The following is an 18215-nucleotide window of genomic DNA, read 5'->3' on the forward strand; positions in this document are numbered from 1 at the left end:
GACATGACCAGCGCCGACACGACCAGCGGAAGACTTCGTATCGCCGCCGCGCCCATCTCCTGGGGAGTCTGCGAGGTCCCCGGATGGGGACACCAGCTCAGCCCCGAGCGGGTTCTCGGCGAGATGCGCGAACTCGGCGTCACCGCCGCCGAAACCGGCCCCGAGGGGTTCCTGCCCACCTCCCCCGCAGAGTTGCGGGACACCCTGGCCTCCTACGACCTCCGCTGCGTCGGATCGTTCGTGCCGGTCGTCCTGCACAAGTCCGACCACGATCCGGCCCCGGCGGTGAACGAGGTCCTCGACCGGCTCGAAACCTCCGGCGGCGACGTCCTCGTCCTCGCCGCCGCGACCGGTGTGGACGGCTACGACGATCGGCCGGATCTGTCCGAGGAGGAGTGGACCACGTTGCTCGCCAACCTCGATCGCCTCGGCGACCTGGCGACCGAGCGCGGTGTCACCGCCGCCCTGCATCCGCACGTGGGCACGATGATCGAGAAGCGCGACGAGGTCTACCGCGTGCTCGAGAACTCGACGATCGGCCTGTGCCTCGACACCGGCCATCTGTTGATCGGCGGTACCGACCCGCTCGAGCTCACCGAGGCGTTCACTGACCGCATCACACACGCGCACCTCAAGGACGTCCGGGTCGAGCTCGCCGAACAGGTGCAGCGCGGTGAGGTCACCTACACCGACGCGGTGGCCCAGGGCATGTATGTGCCGCTCGGCGCCGGGGAGGCGCGTATCGCGCGTGTGGTGAGCACTCTCGTCGACGCCGGGTTCGACGGCTGGTATGTCCTCGAGCAGGACACGATTCTCGCCGACGAGTCCGACGGCGACGCCGCCGCAGGCAACGTCGCGGTGTCGATGTCGTTTCTGCGCAAGGTTGCTCAGCGGCCGGTGCGGGTGTGAGCGCCGCATCGGCCCGCCCACTGCGGATCGGGGTGCTCGGCGCGTCCCGTATCGCCGAGTCGGCGATCGTCGGCCCGGCACACGCGTTGGGCCATCGCCTGGTCGCGGTGGCCGCGCGTGACCGCGGCCGGGCGGAGGCGTTCGCGGGCAAGTACGGCGTGGAGCGCGTCCTCGACACGTACCAGGATGTGATCGACGATCCCGAGGTCGACGTCGTCTACAACCCGCTGGCAAACGCGTTGCACGGACCGTGGAACCTCGCCGCGGTACATGCAGGCAAACCGGTTCTGTCCGAGAAGCCCTTCGCACGTAACGCATCCGAGGCGAGGCAGGTCGCCGCAGCTGCCCGGGCCGCAGGCGTTCCGATCCTCGAGGGATTCCACTACCTCTTCCATCCGCTCATGGCGCGGACCTTCGAGCTGCTCGACAGCGGGTCGATCGGCGCGGTGCGTCACGTGGAGGTGGTGATGGCGATGCCCTCCCCCGGCGACGGGGATCCGCGGTGGTCCTACGAACTCGCGGGCGGCGCGTTGATGGACCTCGGCTGCTACTCACTGCACGTCTCGCGCGTCTTGGGCGCCTGGTGCGGTGGGGCACCGGAGGTCGCGGGCGGACGAGCGGTGCTCCGCGGACCTCAGATCGACGAATCCGCGGTTCTGGACATCCGATATCCCAACGGCGCGAGCGGAACCCATGCGATCTCCATGGTCGCGGGCGAGTACGTGTTCAGCCTCCGGATCGTCGGCGACGACGGGAGTCTGTATCTGCACGACTACCTCGCCCCCAGCCGCGACGACCGTCTGACCATCGTGTCGTCGTCGGGTGGGACGGTCGCCGTCGAACACCTCGGCACCCGCTCGACATACACCTACCAGCTCGAGGCGTTGGCGATCGCGATCGCGCACGGCACCGCGCTACCCATCGGTCTCGACGACGCCGTCGAGAACATGCGGTATCTCGACGACGCCTATCGCGCAGTCGGTCTCGATCCGCGGTGACGTCGAGACCGGAGCGCTAGTCGATGGCGACACCCCGCACGAGCTTGCCGGCCTCGCGCGCCTTGATCGTCCAGACCTCCTGGGCATCGACGGGTAGCGCGATGTAGATCGCATCGATCTCCGGGTCGTCGATGAGGTCTTCGTAGAGCCCGTAGCTGACCAGGATGCCCAGCCGGTCGGCGATCTCCCACGCGACGGCGGTGGACGCGCTCGCGACGACCTCGATCGGGCCCGAGACCACGCCCGGTGTACCCAGCTCGCGAACCAACGCGTCGTCGCAGGTGTCCGCCAACAGCCCCCAGCGGACGCGTTCGCGGCCGGCATCCACGAGATCGGGATCCATCCCGGCGGGTGATGCCGTCGTCCCGCGCACCATCAACTCCGGCTCCAGCGCGATCGCCCCGTAGAACCCGAGTCCGCCCGTGTTCGGGGGGCGCCCGGAATCTCCGACGAGCGACGCGACCGCGTCCACGGCGGCGTTGCCAAGTCCCGCCACGTCCTGGCGGATCGTCGTGAGGTTCACATGCCCGAGCACCATGTGCGGGCCGTCGTCGTAGCCGACCACGGACAGGTCGTCGGGGACACGAATACCGTTGTGTCGCATGACGTCGATGAATCCGACGGCCATCCGGTCGTTGGCCAGGAAAACCGCGGTCGGCAGGTTTCCCTCGGCGAGCAGCCGCTCGGCTGCCAGCGCTCCGGCCTCCTCGGTGTAGTCGCCGACCAGGGTCCGGCATTCGTCACGGAATCCGGCTGCGGTCATCGCGCCGAGGTATCCACGCAGGCGCTCGGCAGCGCAGGGATGGTCGCCGCCTTCGATATGGACGATCGCGGTGTGCCCGAGGTCGATCAGATGCTGGACCGCCATCTGCGCACCACGCCATTCGTCGGTTCCGACGGTCACGGCGATGAGATCCGGGATCCGTTCACCGACCACGACGATCGGCACGTCGCACACGAATCGATCGCCGTGTTCGGCGCCCACGACGACGATCGCCGCACACCCCTGATCGGCGAGATCCGCCACCGCACGTGTCCGCGTCCGTTTCGCGCCGTGCAGTGCCAGCGACAACCGGTAGCCGACCAGGTCCGCCGCCGCATACAGTTCGGCGACCAGATCCGCCTCGAACGGGCTCGACGCACCGAACACCACCCCGACCAGACGCTGGTACCCGCCCGACTTGTCCCCCTGAACCATGACCGGTCCTTTCTCCTGCCTCACAACGTATCCCGACCGTTCACCGGAATGTGGTGGAAACGCGATCCCGCCCGGTCCACGGATGGGCCGGGCGGGATCACATCGGACTCGTGTCAGCGACGCAGTTCGTGACTCAACGTGTCGAGTTCGTCGCCGCCGGCCATCTGCTGGGTGAGCTCGTCGAGGGTGATCTCGTCGTAGGTGCAGTCCAGCTTCTGGCGCCCGCGGTTGAGCAACACGAAGTGGTCGCCGACCATGTGCGCGTGATGCGGATTGTGCGTGATGAAGACGACGCCGAAACCCTGATCGCGCGCTGCCGAGATGTACCGCAGCACCGTGCCCGACTGCTTGACGCCCAGGGCTGCGGTCGGCTCGTCGAGGATCAGCACGCGGGCGCCAAAGTAGATCGCTCGCGAGATCGCGACGCACTGACGCTGACCGCCCGAGAGTGAACCGATCGGTGCGTCCACGTCGGGCAGGTCGATGCCCATCTTGTACAGCTCTTCCTTGGTGGTCGCCCGCATCGCCTGGATGTCGAGCATCCGGAACGGCCCCTTGCGCAGCTCCTGACCGAGGAAGAAGTTGCGCCACACCGGCATCAGACCGACGACCGCGAGGTCCTGGTACACGGTGGCGATACCGGTCTCGAGGGCGTGCTTGGGAGATTCGAGCCTCGTCTCCTCGCCGTCGATGAGCAGTTCACCTTCGGTCTGCTGATGCAGGCCGGCCATGATCTTGATCAGGGTGGACTTGCCTGCGCCGTTGTCGCCGAGCACGCAGGTCACCTCGCCCGCGTTGACCCGCAGACTGATGTCCTTGAGCGCGATGATCGCGCCGTAGGATTTGCCGACGTTGCGCAGCTCGATCAGTGGCACCTTGCCGCCGCTGGATTCCGATTCGGGTCGCGTCTCGATTGCTGAACTCATAGTCTGCTCACCTCTTGGCCGCGTAGTTGCGGAAGCTGTTGTTGGCGATCACCGCGAAGAGCAGCATCGCGCCCATGAAGAACTTGAACCAGTCGGGATTCCAGCCCGCGTAGACGATGCCCTGGTTCACCATGCCGAAGATGAAGGCACCGATGGCCGCGCCGACGGCGGTTCCGTACCCGCCGGTGAGCAGGCAGCCGCCCACCACCGCGGCGATGATGTAGAAGAACTCATTGCCCACACCCTGCCCGGACTGCACCGTGTCGAAGGCGAACAGCAGGTGCATGCCGACGAACCAGGCGCAGAACCCGACGAACATGAACATGCCGATCTTGACCTTGGTGACCGGCACACCGACGGCCCGTGCCGAGTCCTGGCCGCCACCGACGGCGAAGATCCAGTTGCCCACGCGGGTGCGCATCAGGACCCAGGTCGCCACCAGCGTGAACAGAATCCACCAGACGACGGTGATGCGTACCGACACCCCGAAGAGAGTGAACGAGGAGGCGAACACCTTCTGCGCTGAATCGAAGCCCTGCATGTCCGAGATGGACGGCGTGGCGACCTGCCCGGTGACCAGCTTGGTCACCGCGAGGTTGATACCGGTCAGCATCAGGAACGTCGACAGCGTGATGAGGAACGACGGGATCTTCGTCTTCATCACCAGGTAGCCGTTGAAGAATCCGACGGCGAGCGCCAGCACGAGGGCGAGGACTGCTCCGAGCCAGACGTTGAGGTGCAGGTTGTAGGCCAGCATCGAGGCCGCGAGCGACGAGAACGTCACGGCGACACCGGTCGAGAGGTCGAACTCTCCACCGATCATCAGGACCGCGACACCGCAGGCCATGATGCCGATCGTCGAGCTCGCATACAGGATGGTGGCCAACGCCTCCGGCGTCCGGAACGGCGCGGCGACGATGCAGAAGAAGATGAAGATCGCGACCGCGCCGAACAGGGCGCCGATCTCCGGCCGAACCAGCAATCGCTGCCACGGCTTCTGCCGCTTCACCCGTTCATCGGTGACGACCTTGTGCGTTGACAGGTCGAGATCAGTTTGTGTACTCATCGGATTCCTCGTGGTTCCTGTGGCGGGACCCGCGTCAGCGAGTGCCGCCCTTGGCGTACTCGGCGACCTTGTCGATGTTCGACTTGTCGATGAAGGCAGGACCGGTGAGCACAGCTTCACCACCGCCGATGGTGTTCCCGTTGGTCAGATAGAGCCACAGCGAGTCGATCGCTTCGTAGCCCTGCAGATACGGCTGCTGGTCGACGGCCCACTGCACGTCACCGTTCTGGATGAGAGGTACCAGGGCGGCGTTGGTGTCGAAGGTGACGATCTGGGCGTCGGAGCCGGCGTTGCCCTTGGACTGGACGGCAGTCTGCGCGATCGGTGCGCCGAGGGTCACGACCGTGTCGATGGACGGATCCTGCTGCAACTTCGCGGTCATCGTCGCCTCGACGGACGGCATGTCCTTGCTGTTGACGTTGAGGATCTCGAAGCCGCCGCCGGTGAAGCCCTGCTTGACACCCGCACAGCGGGATTCGAGGGCCACCTGTCCCTGCTCCTGGATGACGCACAGGACCTTTTTGCGCCCCTCCTTCGCGAGGCGCTCGCCCGCCGTCTTGCCTGCGAGGGTCTCGTCCTGACCGAAGTACTGCTGGACGCCCATCGCCTTCCAGTCGTCGTAGCCGGAGTTGAACGCGACCACCGGGATGCCTGCGTCGATTGCCTTCTTCACGGCCGGGGCCATCGCGTCCGGCTTGGCCAGCGTCAGGGCGATGCCGTCGACCTTGCTGTCGATCGCCGTCTGCACCAGGTTCGCCTGGTTCGGCGCCTCGGGATCAGCGGAGTACTGGAGCTTGATGTTGTCCTTCTTGGCGGCCATTTCGGCGCCCTTGCGGATCAGATCCCAGAACGAGTCACCCGGGACCTCATGGGTGATCATGGCGATGGTCTTGGTCGGCGTGCCGGCATTGCCCGCGCCACCGCCCCCGTTGTCGTTGTCGTCCGGGGCACCGCCGGTGCTGGAACAACCCGCGACGATCAGCACCGCGGACGACAGGGCGGCGGCGATTGCGATCAGCCGACGCGGCCGGCCGATCCGGCGACCTTCCGTGGAATCCATCGTTGTCTCTTCCCTTCGCTATGCAGAGTGTTCGAAGGAGCACTCCCCTGGTCATGATGTAATACCCGTCACATGGCTGCTGTCAAGACTTTGTAAAGACATTCTGATCTGAAGAAGAGAATTCATCGCGGCCCGACGGCTCGTGCGCCCGCCCCGGAGGGCAGCCGCAGGACGCCGAGCACGCACACCACCATCACCATGGCCAGCAAGAGGAAGGCGGCCGAGTACGCGCCCGCCGGCAGCCCGTCGGCGACCGCGAACGCAGACACCGCAACGGCCCCGAGAGCGACCCCGAACGCGGCACCCAACTCCTGGACCGCCGCGTGCACGGCATTGGCGTCACTGAGCTCATCTGCGTCGACATCGGCGAAGGCCAGCGTGTTGTACGCCGAGAAGCCGACCGAGCGCAGGGCGCCCGAAATCACCAGTACCGCCGCGATCAACACGGCCGACGTCGCCTCCCCCAGCACCGCGAGACCGACGAACGCGACGACCGACATCAGCAGGTCGATCAGCAGGACCCGCCGGATGCCCCACCGCCGCATGATCGGTGTCGTGAGCGGTTTGACGACGACATTCCCGGCGAACAGCGCTGTCACCATGGCGCCCGCGGCGACCGGCGTCCACCCGAACTGCAGCTGGAACATCAGCGGCAACAGGAAGGGGACGGCGCTGATCGCCATCCGGTACACGGTTCCGAAGCCCACCACGAACGCGAACGACGACACATGCAGCACCCGGAGATCGAGCAGCGGATGCGGCGAGGTCCGCATTCGCCGCACCGCGGCCGTACCGAGGATCGCGGCGCCGCCGACACCCGCCGAGACCACCGTCCACCGCGGAGAGTCGGACGAGACCTCGTGCGCGGCCACCATCGCGGCGCCGACCGCCAGCGTCGTCGATGCGACCCCGAGCAGATCGAGAGGTCGACGACCCACGTCGGTCTCCGTCGGCCGGCACCAGACGGCCGCGGCCACCAGTCCGGCCGCCCCGATCGGGATGTTGATGGCAAAGATGAGCCGCCAGTCCGCGTGCATCACGATCAACCCACCGATCAGCGGCGCCACCACCGGCGCGATCAGGGCCGGCCACGTCAGGTAGGCGATGGCGCGGACGAGCTGGGCGCGCTCGACGCTGCGCAGCACGGCGAGTCTGCCAACCGGCACCATCATCGCGCCGCCAACCGCCTGCAGGACGCGCATCGCGACCAGGCTCGAGAGATCGGGCGCGAGCGCGCATCCCGCGGATGCGATGGTGAACACCGCACCCGCGGCGAGGAACACCCGACGTACTCCGAACCGGTCGGCGACCCACCCCGACAACGGGATCACCACGGCCAGGGTGATCAGGTAGGCGGTCACCACGATGCCGGCGTCGAGCGGCCGGGCCCCGAGATCTGCGGCGATCGCCGGGAGCGCGGTGGCGACGATCGTGGCGTCGAGAATCTCCATGAAGAGCGCGCCCGCGCCCAGCAAGGCGAGCGCGTAAGGGAATTCCACGGGTGGAGACGCTCGGGACGGGCGACCGGACCGGTCGATCACCCGTGCGTGTCGGGCGAGACCCAGGTGCCCTCACGGACCGATGTCGTCATCGCGTCGAGCACCTGGGCGCTGCGGACCGCGTCGTCGATGGTCGCGCCGTGACATGTCTCGTCGCGTACCGAGGCACAGAATCGGGCTGCCTCGATGACCTTGAGGTCGTCGTAGCTCATGGGATTGGCGGCGCCGGGCTGGAACGCGGCGTAGTCACCCGCACCCGGTCCCACGAATCTGGTGGCCACCGCCAGGTCCTGATAGTCGTGACCGTTGCCGACCTCGAGTTCACCCATGCGTCGATAGTCCCAACGCACGACGCCCTCGGTGCCGTGGATCTCGAAGCCGTAGGAGTTCTGCGCCCCCACCGACACTCGACTCGCCTCCAGCACGCATCGCGCGCCCGAGGCCAGCCGCATCTGCGCGGAGACGTAGTCCTCGTTCTCCACCGGGCCGCGGTCACCGCCGGATGCGAGTTGGTGACCCGAGGTCGAACCGGTCGGCCGTGGTCGTTCCGGGACGAAGATCGCCGTGTCGGCAACCACCGATTCGATGTCGCCCAGGAGGAACCACACCAGGTCCGCGCCATGCGACGCGAGGTCGCCGAGGACTCCGTTGCCACCGCGTGCACGCTGGAAACGCCAGCTCAGGGCACCGTCGGGGTGGGCGGCATAATCGCTGAACAACCGGAAACGGGCATGGGTCACCTCGCCGATCCCGCCGGCGGCGATCATCTCGCGGGCCGCCGCGACAGCCGGCACGTTGCGGTAATTGAAACCGACCGCCGTCCGCACTCCCGCGGCTCGCGCCGCGGTGGCCACGGCTCGCGCGTCGTCGGCGGACAGACCCACCGGCTTCTCGATCCAGAGGTGTTTGCCCGCACCGGCGACCGCACAGCCGATCTCCCGGTGAAGGAAGTTGGGGGCGGTGACGCTCACGGCACCGATCGCCGGGTCGTCGACCACGTCGTGCCAATCGGCGACGGTGGACGGTACGTCGAATTGAGCGGCGGCATCGGCGGCCCGTTCGGCGACCTCGTCGGCGATCACCATCAGCTTCGGCACCGGCGTCAGCTGCGGATAGTGGTGACGAACCCGTGCGTAGGCCTGCGCATGGGCGCGACCCATCCAGCCGAAGCCGATGATGCCGACAGGCAGGATCACGCCTGCGTCCCCGAGTTCGGTGGCGTCGGCGGTGGTAGCGGTGTCCACTGTCATCTCCAGTTCCCTTCAACAGGGCCCGATCGGGCCGTGTGATCTCGGACACCACTATGCCAGGTAAGAATGTCAGGACAAAGTCTTGACTTTGCCTTGTGAACTGACGCACAGTGGATGGCACTGGACGTCCCGGCCCGCATGTCCCATCGAGGGCCCTCACCCGACCGACCACGAACAGGGAGCAGTACGTGACCGCACAGCAACAATCCCGTCTGGGCGAGACATCACACTTCGATGTGCTGGCCATCGGCCGCAGTGGTGTCGACATCTACCCGCAGCAGATCGGGGTCGGCCTTGAAGACGTCACCAGCTTCGGCAAGTTCCTCGGTGGCAGTGCGGCGAACGTGACAGTGGCCGCAGCGCGACTCGGCGAGCGCAGCGCACTGATATCGGGCGTCGGCGACGACCCGTTCGGACGGTTCGTGCGCTCGGAACTGGTTCGCCTGGGGGTCGACAATCGGTTCGTCGGAATCGACGACGAGTACGCCACTCCCGTCACCTTCTGCGAGATCTTCCCGCCGGACGACTTCCCGCTGTACTTCTATCGCAAGCCGACCGCCCCGGATCTGCAGGTCGCGGTCGCCGACATCGACACCTCCGCGGTCCACGACGCGCGTCTGTACTGGTCGACGGTCACCGGCCTGTCCGAAGAGCCGTCGCGCAGCGCCCACTTCGCGGCGTGGGAAGCCCGCGGGCGCCAGTCGCTCACCGTTCTGGATCTCGACTACCGGCCGATGTTCTGGTCCACGCCGCAGGCAGCCACCGAGCAGGTCCGTCGCGCGCTGTCACATGTCACGGTCGCCGTCGGGAATCGCGAGGAGTGTGAGATCGCAGTCGGCGAGACCGATCCCCACGCCGCGGCCGATGCGTTGCTCGATCTCGGTGTCGAGCTGGCGATCGTCAAGCAGGGTCCCAAGGGAGTGCTGGGCAAGAGCCGGACAGAGACCGTCGAAGTCGCGCCCATGCCGGTCGACGTCGTGAACGGACTCGGCGCGGGCGACAGCTTCGGCGGCAGCCTGTGTCACGGATTGCTCGCGGGCTGGCCGCTGGAGAAGATCTTGCGCCACGCCAATGCGGCCGGGGCCATCGTGGCCGGCCGACTCGAGTGTTCGACCGCCATGCCCACCGCCGACGAGGTCGCCGAGCTCGCCACCACCACTGAGGAGAAGATCAATGTCTGAGGTCGCGACGCCCGCAGGCCCACCCGGAGCCGTGACCGACCGCAACGGCGTCGCGACGGCGCGGTGCTCGACCTATGCCGAGGTCACCGCGGTCCGGGCTACCCACCCGCAGGCCATCGCCGAGGCGTGGGCCCGACGGCGCCGACGCGCGACGGTCACCGGTGTCGACCGCTTGATGATCGTCGCCGCCGATCACCCGGCTCGCGGCGCCCTCGCCGTCGGATCGAACCCGATCGCGATGAACAGCCGTTCCGATCTGCTCGACCGCCTGCGCACCGCTCTGGCGAACCCCGGCGTCGACGGCGTGTTGGCGACCTCCGACATCTTGGAGGACCTGCTGCTGCTCGGCGCGCTCGAGGACAAGGTCGTGTTCTCTTCGATGAACCGTGGTGGCCTCGCGGGTGCGTCGTTCGAGCTCGACGATCGGATGACCTCGGCCACCGCGGCCTGGACCATCGATGCCGGCCTCAATGGCGCGAAGATGCTGTGCCGGGTGGACCTGGGCGACGAGGGCACGCTGAACATGATGACCGCGTGCGCCGCCGCCGTCGACGAGCTCGCCGCCGGTGGATCGATCGCCATGCTCGAGCCGTTCCTGTCGTCACGGATCGACGGCAAGGTGCGCAACGACCTGACCGCAGACGCGGTGATCAAGTCGATGCACATCGTGCAAGGACTCGGTTCGACGTCGGCCTACACCTGGCTCAAGTTGCCGGTGGTCGACGAGATGGAACGCGTGATGGATGCCACGACGCTGCCGACCCTGCTGCTCGGCGGCGACCCGCAGACCGCACCGGACGAGACATTCGCGAGTTGGGAACGCGCCCTGCGTATCCCATCGGTGCGCGGTCTGATCGTGGGCCGCACACTGCTCTACCCGAGCGACGACGACGTGGCCACCGCGGTCGACACCGCGGTCAACCTGGTGAGGTGAGCCGATGAACAGCAAGTACTACATCCCGACGCGGTCTGCCACCGCCCCCCTGACGGTCGATGTGACGCCGGAATCGGCGGGCTGGACAGAATCCTCCCTGTTCGTCGTCGAACTCGGTGCCGGCGAGACGATCACGCGACGGTCCGGTGAGGACGAGATCATCGTCGTGCCGCTGTCCGGCTCGGCGACGGTGACCTCCGACGGCCACTCCTTCGAGCTGGCCGGGCGCGCAAGCGTGTTCGATGGTCCGAGCGACTTCGTCTACGTCGGCCGGGATTCCGAGTTCACGGTGACGAGCGAGCCGGGCGGCCGCTTCGCCCTCTGCGGCGCCAGGGCCGCGACGACACTGCCGTTTCGGCACGTGCCTGCAGTCGATGTCCCGGTGGAGCTGCGCGGTGCCGGCAATTGCAGCAGGCAGGTGCACAACTTCGGTACCGCAGACGCATTCGAGGCCGACTCTCTCATCGCCTGCGAGGTCATCACCCCTGGTGGCAACTGGTCGAGTTACCCCGCTCACAAGCATGACGAGAACAGCGAGAACGAGTCCCAACTCGAAGAGATCTACTACTTCGAGATCGCCGACGGTCCCGACGGTTCGCCGGGGTTCGGCTATCACCGCGTATACGGCACGCCCGAACGTCCGATCGAGGTGCTCGAAGAGGTACGCAGCGGCGACGTCGTCCTGGTCCCGCACGGCTACCACGGGCCGTCGATCGCCGCGCCCGGCTACCACATGTACTACCTGAACGTGATGGCCGGATCGGGCGAACGCACCTGGAAGATCTGCGATGACCCCGACCACACGTGGTTGCGCGACAGCTGGGCACACCAGGACATCGATCCGCGACTCCCGCTGCACGAGAAGCAGTCCCGCTGATGGATCTCGATACGCCACTCGCAAGCTCGTGGCTACTCGATCGGCGGGAAGACCCCCTCCCGCCGATGGATCTCGATCAGCGGGAAGACCCCCTCCCGCCGATGGATCTCGATCAGCGGGAAGACTCCCTCCCGCTGAAGGATCTCGATCCGCGGAACAGACCGCCGATCGATCTCGATCCGCGGAACAGACCGCTGATCGAGTAGCCACCGAGCGCAGCGAGGCGGCGTATCGAGATCCACCCACCACCCACAGACATCCACACCGACGAGAAAGAAGCAATCGTGGCACCGATCAATCAGGGACGAGACGGCGGCGTGACCGGCGTGCGGACCCCTCACGGTGAACCGACCGTCCGGCTCACCGTCTCCCAGGCGACGGTGCGATTCCTCGCCAATCAGTTCGTGGAGCGCGACGGCGAGCGGACCAAGTTCTTCGCCGGGTGTTTCGGCATCTTCGGTCACGGCAACGTAGCCGGTCTCGGTCAGGCATTGCTGCAGAACGAGATCGACGATGTGGACAACGGTCGTGACCTGTCCCTCAAATACGTGCTCGGACGCAACGAGCAGGCGATGGTCCACTCCGCGGTCGGTTACGCCCGGATGAAGGACCGCCTGCAGGCGTGGGCCGTCACCGCCTCGGTCGGCCCCGGCGCGACCAACATGCTCACCGGTGCGGCATTGGCCACCATCAACCGCATACCCGTCCTTCTCCTGCCTGCGGACACCTTCGCCACCCGGGCCACCTCTCCGGTACTGCAGGAGCTCGAACTCCCGTCGTCGGGCGACATCACGGTGAACGACGCATTCAAACCCGTCTCACGCTACTTCGACCGTGTGTGGCGACCCGAGCAGCTGCCCGGCGCACTTCTCGGCGCGATGCGGGTGCTGACCGATCCGGTCGAGACCGGCGCCGCGACCGTCGCGATCCCCCAGGACGTGCAGGCCGAGGCATTCGACTGGCCGGAATCACTTTTCGCGGAGCGCACCTGGCATGTTGCCCGGCCACTGCCCGAGCGCCGCGTCATCGCCGAGGCCGCCGAGATCATCCGATCTGCGAAGCGTCCGCTCATCGTCGCAGGCGGCGGCGTCATCTACAGCGGCGCCACCGAGTCGCTCGCGGCGTTCTGCGCACGCACCGGAATCCCGGTCGGACAGAGTCAGGCCGGCAAGGGATCGCTGGCCTACGACCATCCGCAGTCCGTCGGGGCGATCGGTTCCACCGGTACGACCGCAGCCAACGCACTCGCCGCCGAGGCCGATGTGGTCATCGGCATCGGTACCCGCTACAGCGATTTCACCACCGCCTCGCGCACCGCTTTCACGGGTGACGGTGTGCGATTCGTGAACATCAATGTGGCGTCCCTGGATTCGGTCAAGCACAGCGGCTACAGCGTGGTCGCCGACGCGCGCGAATCACTGGACGCGCTCGACGAACTGCTCGCCGATCACACCGTCGACGACGCCTACCGCGAGAGGGTCTCTGAGCTCGCGGCCGAGTGGGACACCATCGTCGAGGAGGCTTACTCCCCGACGGTTGTCGGCACCAACATCGCCAGCGGCGAGGAGGCACTGACCCAGGGAGCGGTGATCGGACTGGTGAACGAGACCTCGGACCCGCGCGACGTGGTGGTCTGCGCGGCCGGCTCCATGCCCGGTGATCTCCACAAGCTCTGGCGCACGCGCGATTCCAAGGGATATCACGTCGAGTACGGCTACTCGTGCATGGGCTACGAGGTCGCAGGCGGACTCGGTGTGAAGATGGCCTGCCCGGACCGCGACGTCTTCGTCATGGTCGGCGACGGCTCCTACCTGATGATGGCGACCGAACTGGTCACCGCCGTGCAGGAAAATCTCAAGGTGATCGTCGTCCTGGTGCAGAACCACGGTTTCGCATCGATCGGCTCGCTGTCGGAATCGCTGGGCTCGCAACGCTTCGGCACCAACTACCGCTACCGCGGCGACAACGGCCGACTCGAGGGATCGACACTGCCGATCGATCTGGCCGCAAATGCCGCATCGCTCGGCGCCGACGTCATCCGCGCCACCTCGGCCGCCGAGTTCACCGATGCGATCAAGGCGGCCAAGGCCGCCGAGCGCACCACCGTGATCCACGTCGAGACCGATCCGCTGATCGGCGCGCCCGACAGCGAATCATGGTGGGACGTACCGGTGTCGGAGACCTCCACGCTGCAGTCCACGCAGCAGGCCCACGACGTCTACACGAAGTGGAAAGCCGTCCAACGTCCATATCTGAACCCAACAAACGGAGAGTAGAAATGCAAGACTTGCGCATCGCCGTCCTCGGCGTCGGCATGATGGGTGCCGACCACGTCGCTCGCATCACCGAGCGCACCAAGGGCGCCACCGTCACCGTGCTCAACGACTACTTCCCGGAAAAGGCCGAGGAGCTGGCAGCGAGCATCCCCGGCTGTCGGGTGATCAACGACCCGCTCGACGCCATCGCCGACCCCGAGGTCGACGCGGTCATTCTCGCGACTCCCGGTCCGACGCACGAGAAGCAGCTGCTCGCATGTCTCGAGGCGGGCAAGCCCGTCATGTGCGAGAAGCCGCTCACCACCGACGTCGCCACCTCGCTCGAGGTCGTCAAGCGCGAGGCGGAGTCGGGCCGCAAGCTGATCCAGGTCGGGTTCATGCGCCGCTTCGATCATGAGTACGAGCAGCTGAAGGGACTCATCGACGACGGCACCTTCGGCCAGGCCCTGATGGCGCACTTCGTCCATCGCAACCCTGCGGTACCACCCAGCTTCGACAGCTCGATGATCGTCAAGGACTCCCTCGTCCACGAGGTCGACGCGACGCGGTTCTTCTTCGACGAGGAAATCACGTCAGTGCAGATCATCGCGCCGGGTGCGAACCCGAATGCCCCGCAAGGACTGAAGGATCCGCAGATCGCGATCTTCACCACCGAGTCCGGCCGGCACATCGACGTCGAGTGCTTCGTCACGACCGGCGTCGCCTACGAGGTGCGCACCGAACTCGTCGGTGAGCTCGGATCGGCGTTCATCGGCTTGGATCAGGGTCTGATCCGCAAGCAGCGCAACCCGGTCCAGTCCGACACGGGCGACGGCCGCAAGATCGCCGGGATCGCGACGGGTGACATCACACCGTCCTTCGTCGAGCGTTTCGGTGTCGCCTACGACGTCGAGATCCAGCGCTGGGTCAACGCGGTACGGGCCGGGACCAATGTCGACGGTCCTGGCGCGTGGGACGGGTACGCCGCCGCAGCCGTGTGTGCCGCAGGTGTCAGGGCGCTGGAGACCGGAGAGCGTCAGGCGGTCGACATGGTTTCCCGGGCGTCGATCCCGGGAGCCTGAGCAGGCGGCGCACGTAGGTCTCGATACGCCACTCACTCCGTTCGCCGCCACTCGACCACCAAGAGCACCCGCCGATCGAGTAGGCCTCGATACGCCACTCACTCCGTTCGCGGCCACTCGACCACCAAGAGCACCCGCCGGTCGAGTAGGCCTCGATACGCCACTCACTCCGTTCGCGGCTACTCGACCACCAGAAAGCACCCGCCGGTCGAGTAGGTCCGAGCCACACCCCACCGCCGGTCGAGTAGGTCCGAGCCGCCAGGCGAGGACCGTATCGAGACCCCGCAACAAACCTCGAAAGCCGACCAGCGCACAAACCCCAACAGGAGAACCACCATGTCCACAACCATCGGCCACTGGGTCAACAACAAGCCCTATCCCGGCACCAGCAGCAATTCCGCACCGGTCACCAATCCGGCCACCGGCGAGGTCACCGGCGAGGTGGCGCTGGCCAACACCGAGGACGCCCGTGCGGTGATCGACGCCGCCGTCGCGGCCTTTCCGGCGTGGCGCGACACGTCGTTGGCCAAACGCACCGCGATCCTGTTCAGGTTCCGCGAACTGCTCGAGGCCCGCAAACCCGAGTTGGCCGAGATCATCACGGCCGAACACGGCAAGGTACTCTCCGACGCCCTCGGCGAGATCAGCCGCGGCCAGGAGGTCGCCGAGTTCGCTTGCGGCATACCACATCTGCTGAAGGGCGGATTCACCGAGAACGCCTCCACCAAGGTCGACGTCTTCTCGATCCGCCAGCCGCTGGGCCCGATCGGCATCATCAGCCCGTTCAACTTCCCGGCCATGGTGCCGATGTGGTTCTTCCCCATCGCCATCGCCGCCGGCAACACCGTCGTGCTCAAGCCGTCGGAGAAGGACCCCTCGGCATCGCTGTGGCTGGCCGAGCTCTGGAGAGAAGCCGGACTCCCCGAAGGCGTGTTCAACGTCCTGCAGGGCGACAAACTCGCCGTCGACGAGCTGCTCACCAACAATGCGATCAAGTCGATCAGCTTCGTCGGGTCCACACCGATCGCCCAGTACGTCTACGCCACCGGGACCGCCGCGGGCAAACGCGTCCAGGCATTGGGCGGCGCCAAGAACCACGCCATCGTGCTGCCCGATGCTGATCTCGACCTCGCCGCCGACGCCATGGTCAACGCCGGCTTCGGCTCCGCAGGCGAACGCTGCATGGCCATCTCCGCCTGCGTCGCGGTCGGACCGATCGCCGACGACCTCGTCGCCAAGATCACCGAACGCGCCAACACCATCACAACCGGTGATGGCACCAAGAACTCCGACATGGGACCCCTGGTCACCAGAGCCCACCGCGACAAGGTCAAGTCCTACGTCGACGCCGGCGAGAAGGACGGCGCCACCATCGTTGTCGACGGCCGCCAGGTCGAGCCGGATGGATCCGCCGACGGATTCTGGCTCGGTCCGACCCTCATCGACAATGTCACCACCGACATGAGCATCTACACCGACGAGATCTTCGGCCCCGTTCTGTCGGTCGTCCGCGTCGACACCTACGACGAAGCGCTCGAACTGATCAACTCCAACCCGTACGGCAACGGCACGGCCATCTTCACCAACGACGGCGGCGCGGCACGCCGCTTCCAGAACGAGGTCGAGGTCGGCATGGTCGGCATCAACGTGCCCATCCCCGTCCCGATGGCCTACTACAGCTTCGGCGGCTGGAAGAACTCGCTGTTCGGCGACACCCACGCCCACGGCATGGAAGGCGTCAACTTCTTCACCCGCGGCAAGGCCATCACCAGCCGCTGGCTCGACCCCAGCCACGGCGGCCTCAACCTCGGCTTCCCGCAGAACGCCTGAGAGACGGCATCGGCCCACAGACGTCGCCGTCCGGCTCGCCCATCGAGCCGGACGGCAACGTCGTGTTTGACGCGATCCGGTCAGAGCCGCACGGTCACGCCACCGGTCGCACTGGCCCGCGCTGCGTCGAGGACCTCGAGCGTGGCGATCGCCTCGCGAGCCGGAACCGGTTGCGGTCCTTGCCGGTCCACCGCCGCTGCGAACTGCCGGTAGAACTCGTCGTACCGTCCCTGCGCCGACGGCACGGTCTGAGCACCATTCGCGGTGTACAGCACGCCGAGCCGATCCGGACGCTCATGGCCCCAGGTGGCGAGATCGTCGACCGGCCGCAACCCCTGCTTGATCTGATCGGTCTGGACGTCGGTGCCGTCGCTGACGTAGCTGCCCTCGGCGCCGTACACGCGCCATTGGCGGGCAGCCACGTGGTTGATCTTGCTCGCGCTCACCGTCGAGAACACTCCGCTCGCATGCGTCATCGAGACGGAAAAGCCACAGTCGGTTCTCCCCCTGTGCTGATCGATCCAGTCCAGATGAGCGGAGACCGTCTCGACCGGGCCGAACAGCCAGAGCATCTGATCGACGAGATGTGCCCCCAGGTCGCGGAGCAGGCCACCGCTCGGCCCGGCGTCGAGGCTGCCCGGTTCATTCAGATCAAACCGCGACTCACAGCGCCACGCGGTGCCGAGGCCTGCCAGCACGCCGGACAACGTCCGGAGATCGGTGTCCCATCGACGGTTGTGGAAGACGCTGAGCAACACCCCCGCCGAGTCCGCCGCGGCCGCCAGTTCACGTCCACCGGCGGCATCCGGCGCGAAGGGCTTGTCGGCGATCACGTGGACACCGCGGTCCACCGCCTCGAGGACCAATGCCCGACGGGTATCCGGCGGGGTCGTGATGGTCACGGCGTCGACGCCCGCGTCGAGTAGATCACCGAGCGAATCGAACACCGCGACGCCGGGGAGGTCCGTTGCCACCTCACCCCGGCGTTCTGGATTGCGGGTCACCACGCCGACCAGCTCGATCTCCGGCACCGCACGGATGTACGGGGCATGGAACAGGCGTCCGCCCGCTCCGTAACCGACGAGGCCAAGTCGCATCACTTCTCCCATTTTGTACGGACAATTAAACTGTCTCACCGAGTGATCGCTGC

The 18215-nt window shown here is 66.7% G+C and carries 16 protein-coding genes; 8 read left to right on the top strand and 8 right to left on the bottom strand.

The features are described 5' to 3' along the window. Positions 1–3: 3 nt before the first annotated feature. Both IDF66_RS03635 and IDF66_RS03640 read left to right on the top strand, forming a co-directional pair. Positions 4–909, top strand: a complete 906-nt coding sequence (locus tag IDF66_RS03635; protein WP_190265756.1) for a sugar phosphate isomerase/epimerase family protein — start codon at positions 4–6, stop codon at positions 907–909. Then, positions 906–1907, top strand: a complete 1002-nt coding sequence (locus IDF66_RS03640) for a Gfo/Idh/MocA family protein (RefSeq protein WP_317628576.1) — start codon at positions 906–908, stop codon at positions 1905–1907. Before IDF66_RS03635 ends, IDF66_RS03640 begins: the two co-directional genes overlap by 4 nt. A 16-nt stretch (positions 1908–1923) precedes the next feature. On the opposite strand, the gene IDF66_RS03645 is transcribed toward IDF66_RS03640, so the two are convergent. The 6 genes from IDF66_RS03645 to IDF66_RS03670 all read right to left on the bottom strand — a co-directional run bounded on the left by IDF66_RS03645 (position 1924) and on the right by IDF66_RS03670 (position 8906). After that, positions 1924–3105: a LacI family DNA-binding transcriptional regulator gene (locus IDF66_RS03645; RefSeq protein WP_190265757.1), complete on the bottom strand. Its 1182-nt coding sequence runs from the start codon at positions 3103–3105 to the stop codon at positions 1924–1926. Positions 3106–3218: 113 nt separating this feature from the next. Next, positions 3219–4031 carry an ATP-binding cassette domain-containing protein gene (locus tag IDF66_RS03650; RefSeq protein ID WP_164308784.1) on the bottom strand — a complete coding sequence of 271 codons (813 nt, stop codon included), beginning with the start codon at positions 4029–4031 and terminating at the stop codon, positions 3219–3221. A 7-nt stretch (positions 4032–4038) separates the two neighbouring features. Next, on the bottom strand, positions 4039–5097 hold the full coding sequence (locus IDF66_RS03655; RefSeq protein ID WP_164308783.1) for an ABC transporter permease: 1059 nt from the start codon (positions 5095–5097) through the stop codon (positions 4039–4041). A gap of 34 nt (positions 5098–5131) precedes the next feature. Beyond that, on the bottom strand, positions 5132–6157 hold the full coding sequence (locus tag IDF66_RS03660; RefSeq protein ID WP_190265758.1) for a sugar ABC transporter substrate-binding protein: 1026 nt from the start codon (positions 6155–6157) through the stop codon (positions 5132–5134). 122 nt (positions 6158–6279) lie between these two features. Continuing rightward, positions 6280–7656 (bottom strand): MFS transporter, encoded by a 1377-nt coding sequence (locus tag IDF66_RS03665; protein WP_388000810.1) that lies wholly within the window; start codon positions 7654–7656, stop codon positions 6280–6282. A gap of 38 nt (positions 7657–7694) precedes the next feature. Further along, on the bottom strand, positions 7695–8906 hold the full coding sequence (locus tag IDF66_RS03670; RefSeq protein ID WP_190265759.1) for a Gfo/Idh/MocA family protein: 1212 nt from the start codon (positions 8904–8906) through the stop codon (positions 7695–7697). A gap of 188 nt (positions 8907–9094) precedes the next feature. Here IDF66_RS03670 and iolC point away from each other — a divergent pair, with 188 nt between their 5' ends. The 3 genes from iolC to iolB are packed head-to-tail and all read left to right on the top strand — an operon-like array spanning position 9095 to position 11898. Further along, positions 9095–10087 (top strand): 5-dehydro-2-deoxygluconokinase, encoded by a 993-nt coding sequence (gene iolC / locus IDF66_RS03675; RefSeq protein WP_190265760.1) that lies wholly within the window; start codon positions 9095–9097, stop codon positions 10085–10087. After that, positions 10080–11021, top strand: a complete 942-nt coding sequence (locus IDF66_RS03680) for a Cgl0159 family (beta/alpha)8-fold protein (protein ID WP_223309104.1) — start codon at positions 10080–10082, stop codon at positions 11019–11021. Before iolC ends, IDF66_RS03680 begins: the two co-directional genes overlap by 8 nt. 4 nt (positions 11022–11025) lie before the next feature. Next, on the top strand, positions 11026–11898 hold the full coding sequence (gene iolB, locus IDF66_RS03685; protein ID WP_190265761.1) for a 5-deoxy-glucuronate isomerase: 873 nt from the start codon (positions 11026–11028) through the stop codon (positions 11896–11898). A gap of 32 nt (positions 11899–11930) precedes the next feature. Here iolB and IDF66_RS03690 read toward each other — a convergent pair whose 3' ends face one another. Further along, positions 11931–12140: a hypothetical protein gene (locus IDF66_RS03690; protein ID WP_190265762.1), complete on the bottom strand. Its 210-nt coding sequence runs from the start codon at positions 12138–12140 to the stop codon at positions 11931–11933. A gap of 42 nt (positions 12141–12182) precedes the next feature. Between IDF66_RS03690 and iolD the strand changes: the two genes are divergently transcribed. From iolD to IDF66_RS03705, 3 genes are all read left to right on the top strand, one after another. Beyond that, positions 12183–14174, top strand: a complete 1992-nt coding sequence (gene iolD / locus IDF66_RS03695; protein WP_190265763.1) for a 3D-(3,5/4)-trihydroxycyclohexane-1,2-dione acylhydrolase (decyclizing) — start codon at positions 12183–12185, stop codon at positions 14172–14174. A 2-nt stretch (positions 14175–14176) separates the two neighbouring features. Continuing rightward, complete coding sequence (locus IDF66_RS03700) at positions 14177–15235, top strand: Gfo/Idh/MocA family protein (protein ID WP_190265764.1); 1059 nt, start codon at positions 14177–14179, stop codon at positions 15233–15235. 336 nt (positions 15236–15571) lie between these two features. Then, positions 15572–17065 (top strand): CoA-acylating methylmalonate-semialdehyde dehydrogenase, encoded by a 1494-nt coding sequence (locus IDF66_RS03705; RefSeq protein ID WP_164308777.1) that lies wholly within the window; start codon positions 15572–15574, stop codon positions 17063–17065. An 80-nt stretch (positions 17066–17145) separates the two neighbouring features. Here IDF66_RS03705 and IDF66_RS03710 read toward each other — a convergent pair whose 3' ends face one another. Beyond that, complete coding sequence (locus IDF66_RS03710) at positions 17146–18174, bottom strand: Gfo/Idh/MocA family oxidoreductase (protein ID WP_190265765.1); 1029 nt, start codon at positions 18172–18174, stop codon at positions 17146–17148. Between the last annotated feature and the right edge of the window lie 41 nt (positions 18175–18215).

The organism is Gordonia hankookensis, from assembly GCF_014673215.1.
GTDB classification, from domain to species: Bacteria; Actinomycetota; Actinomycetes; order Mycobacteriales; family Mycobacteriaceae; genus Gordonia; species Gordonia hankookensis.

Coding starts and splice junctions, on each gene's coding strand:
- IDF66_RS03635 (WP_190265756.1), top strand. CDS start 4: ATGACCAGCGCCGACACGACCAGCGGAAGACTTCGTATCGCCGCCGCG.
- IDF66_RS03645 (WP_190265757.1), bottom strand. CDS start 3,105: ATGGTTCAGGGGGACAAGTCGGGCGGGTACCAGCGTCTGGTCGGGGTG.
- IDF66_RS03650 (WP_164308784.1), bottom strand. CDS start 4,031: ATGAGTTCAGCAATCGAGACGCGACCCGAATCGGAATCCAGCGGCGGC.
- IDF66_RS03655 (WP_164308783.1), bottom strand. CDS start 5,097: ATGAGTACACAAACTGATCTCGACCTGTCAACGCACAAGGTCGTCACC.
- IDF66_RS03660 (WP_190265758.1), bottom strand. CDS start 6,157: ATGGATTCCACGGAAGGTCGCCGGATCGGCCGGCCGCGTCGGCTGATC.
- IDF66_RS03670 (WP_190265759.1), bottom strand. CDS start 8,906: ATGACAGTGGACACCGCTACCACCGCCGACGCCACCGAACTCGGGGAC.
- IDF66_RS03680 (WP_223309104.1), top strand. CDS start 10,080: ATGTCTGAGGTCGCGACGCCCGCAGGCCCACCCGGAGCCGTGACCGAC.
- iolB (WP_190265761.1), top strand. CDS start 11,026: ATGAACAGCAAGTACTACATCCCGACGCGGTCTGCCACCGCCCCCCTG.
- IDF66_RS03700 (WP_190265764.1), top strand. CDS start 14,177: ATGCAAGACTTGCGCATCGCCGTCCTCGGCGTCGGCATGATGGGTGCC.
- IDF66_RS03705 (WP_164308777.1), top strand. CDS start 15,572: ATGTCCACAACCATCGGCCACTGGGTCAACAACAAGCCCTATCCCGGC.
- IDF66_RS03710 (WP_190265765.1), bottom strand. CDS start 18,174: ATGGGAGAAGTGATGCGACTTGGCCTCGTCGGTTACGGAGCGGGCGGA.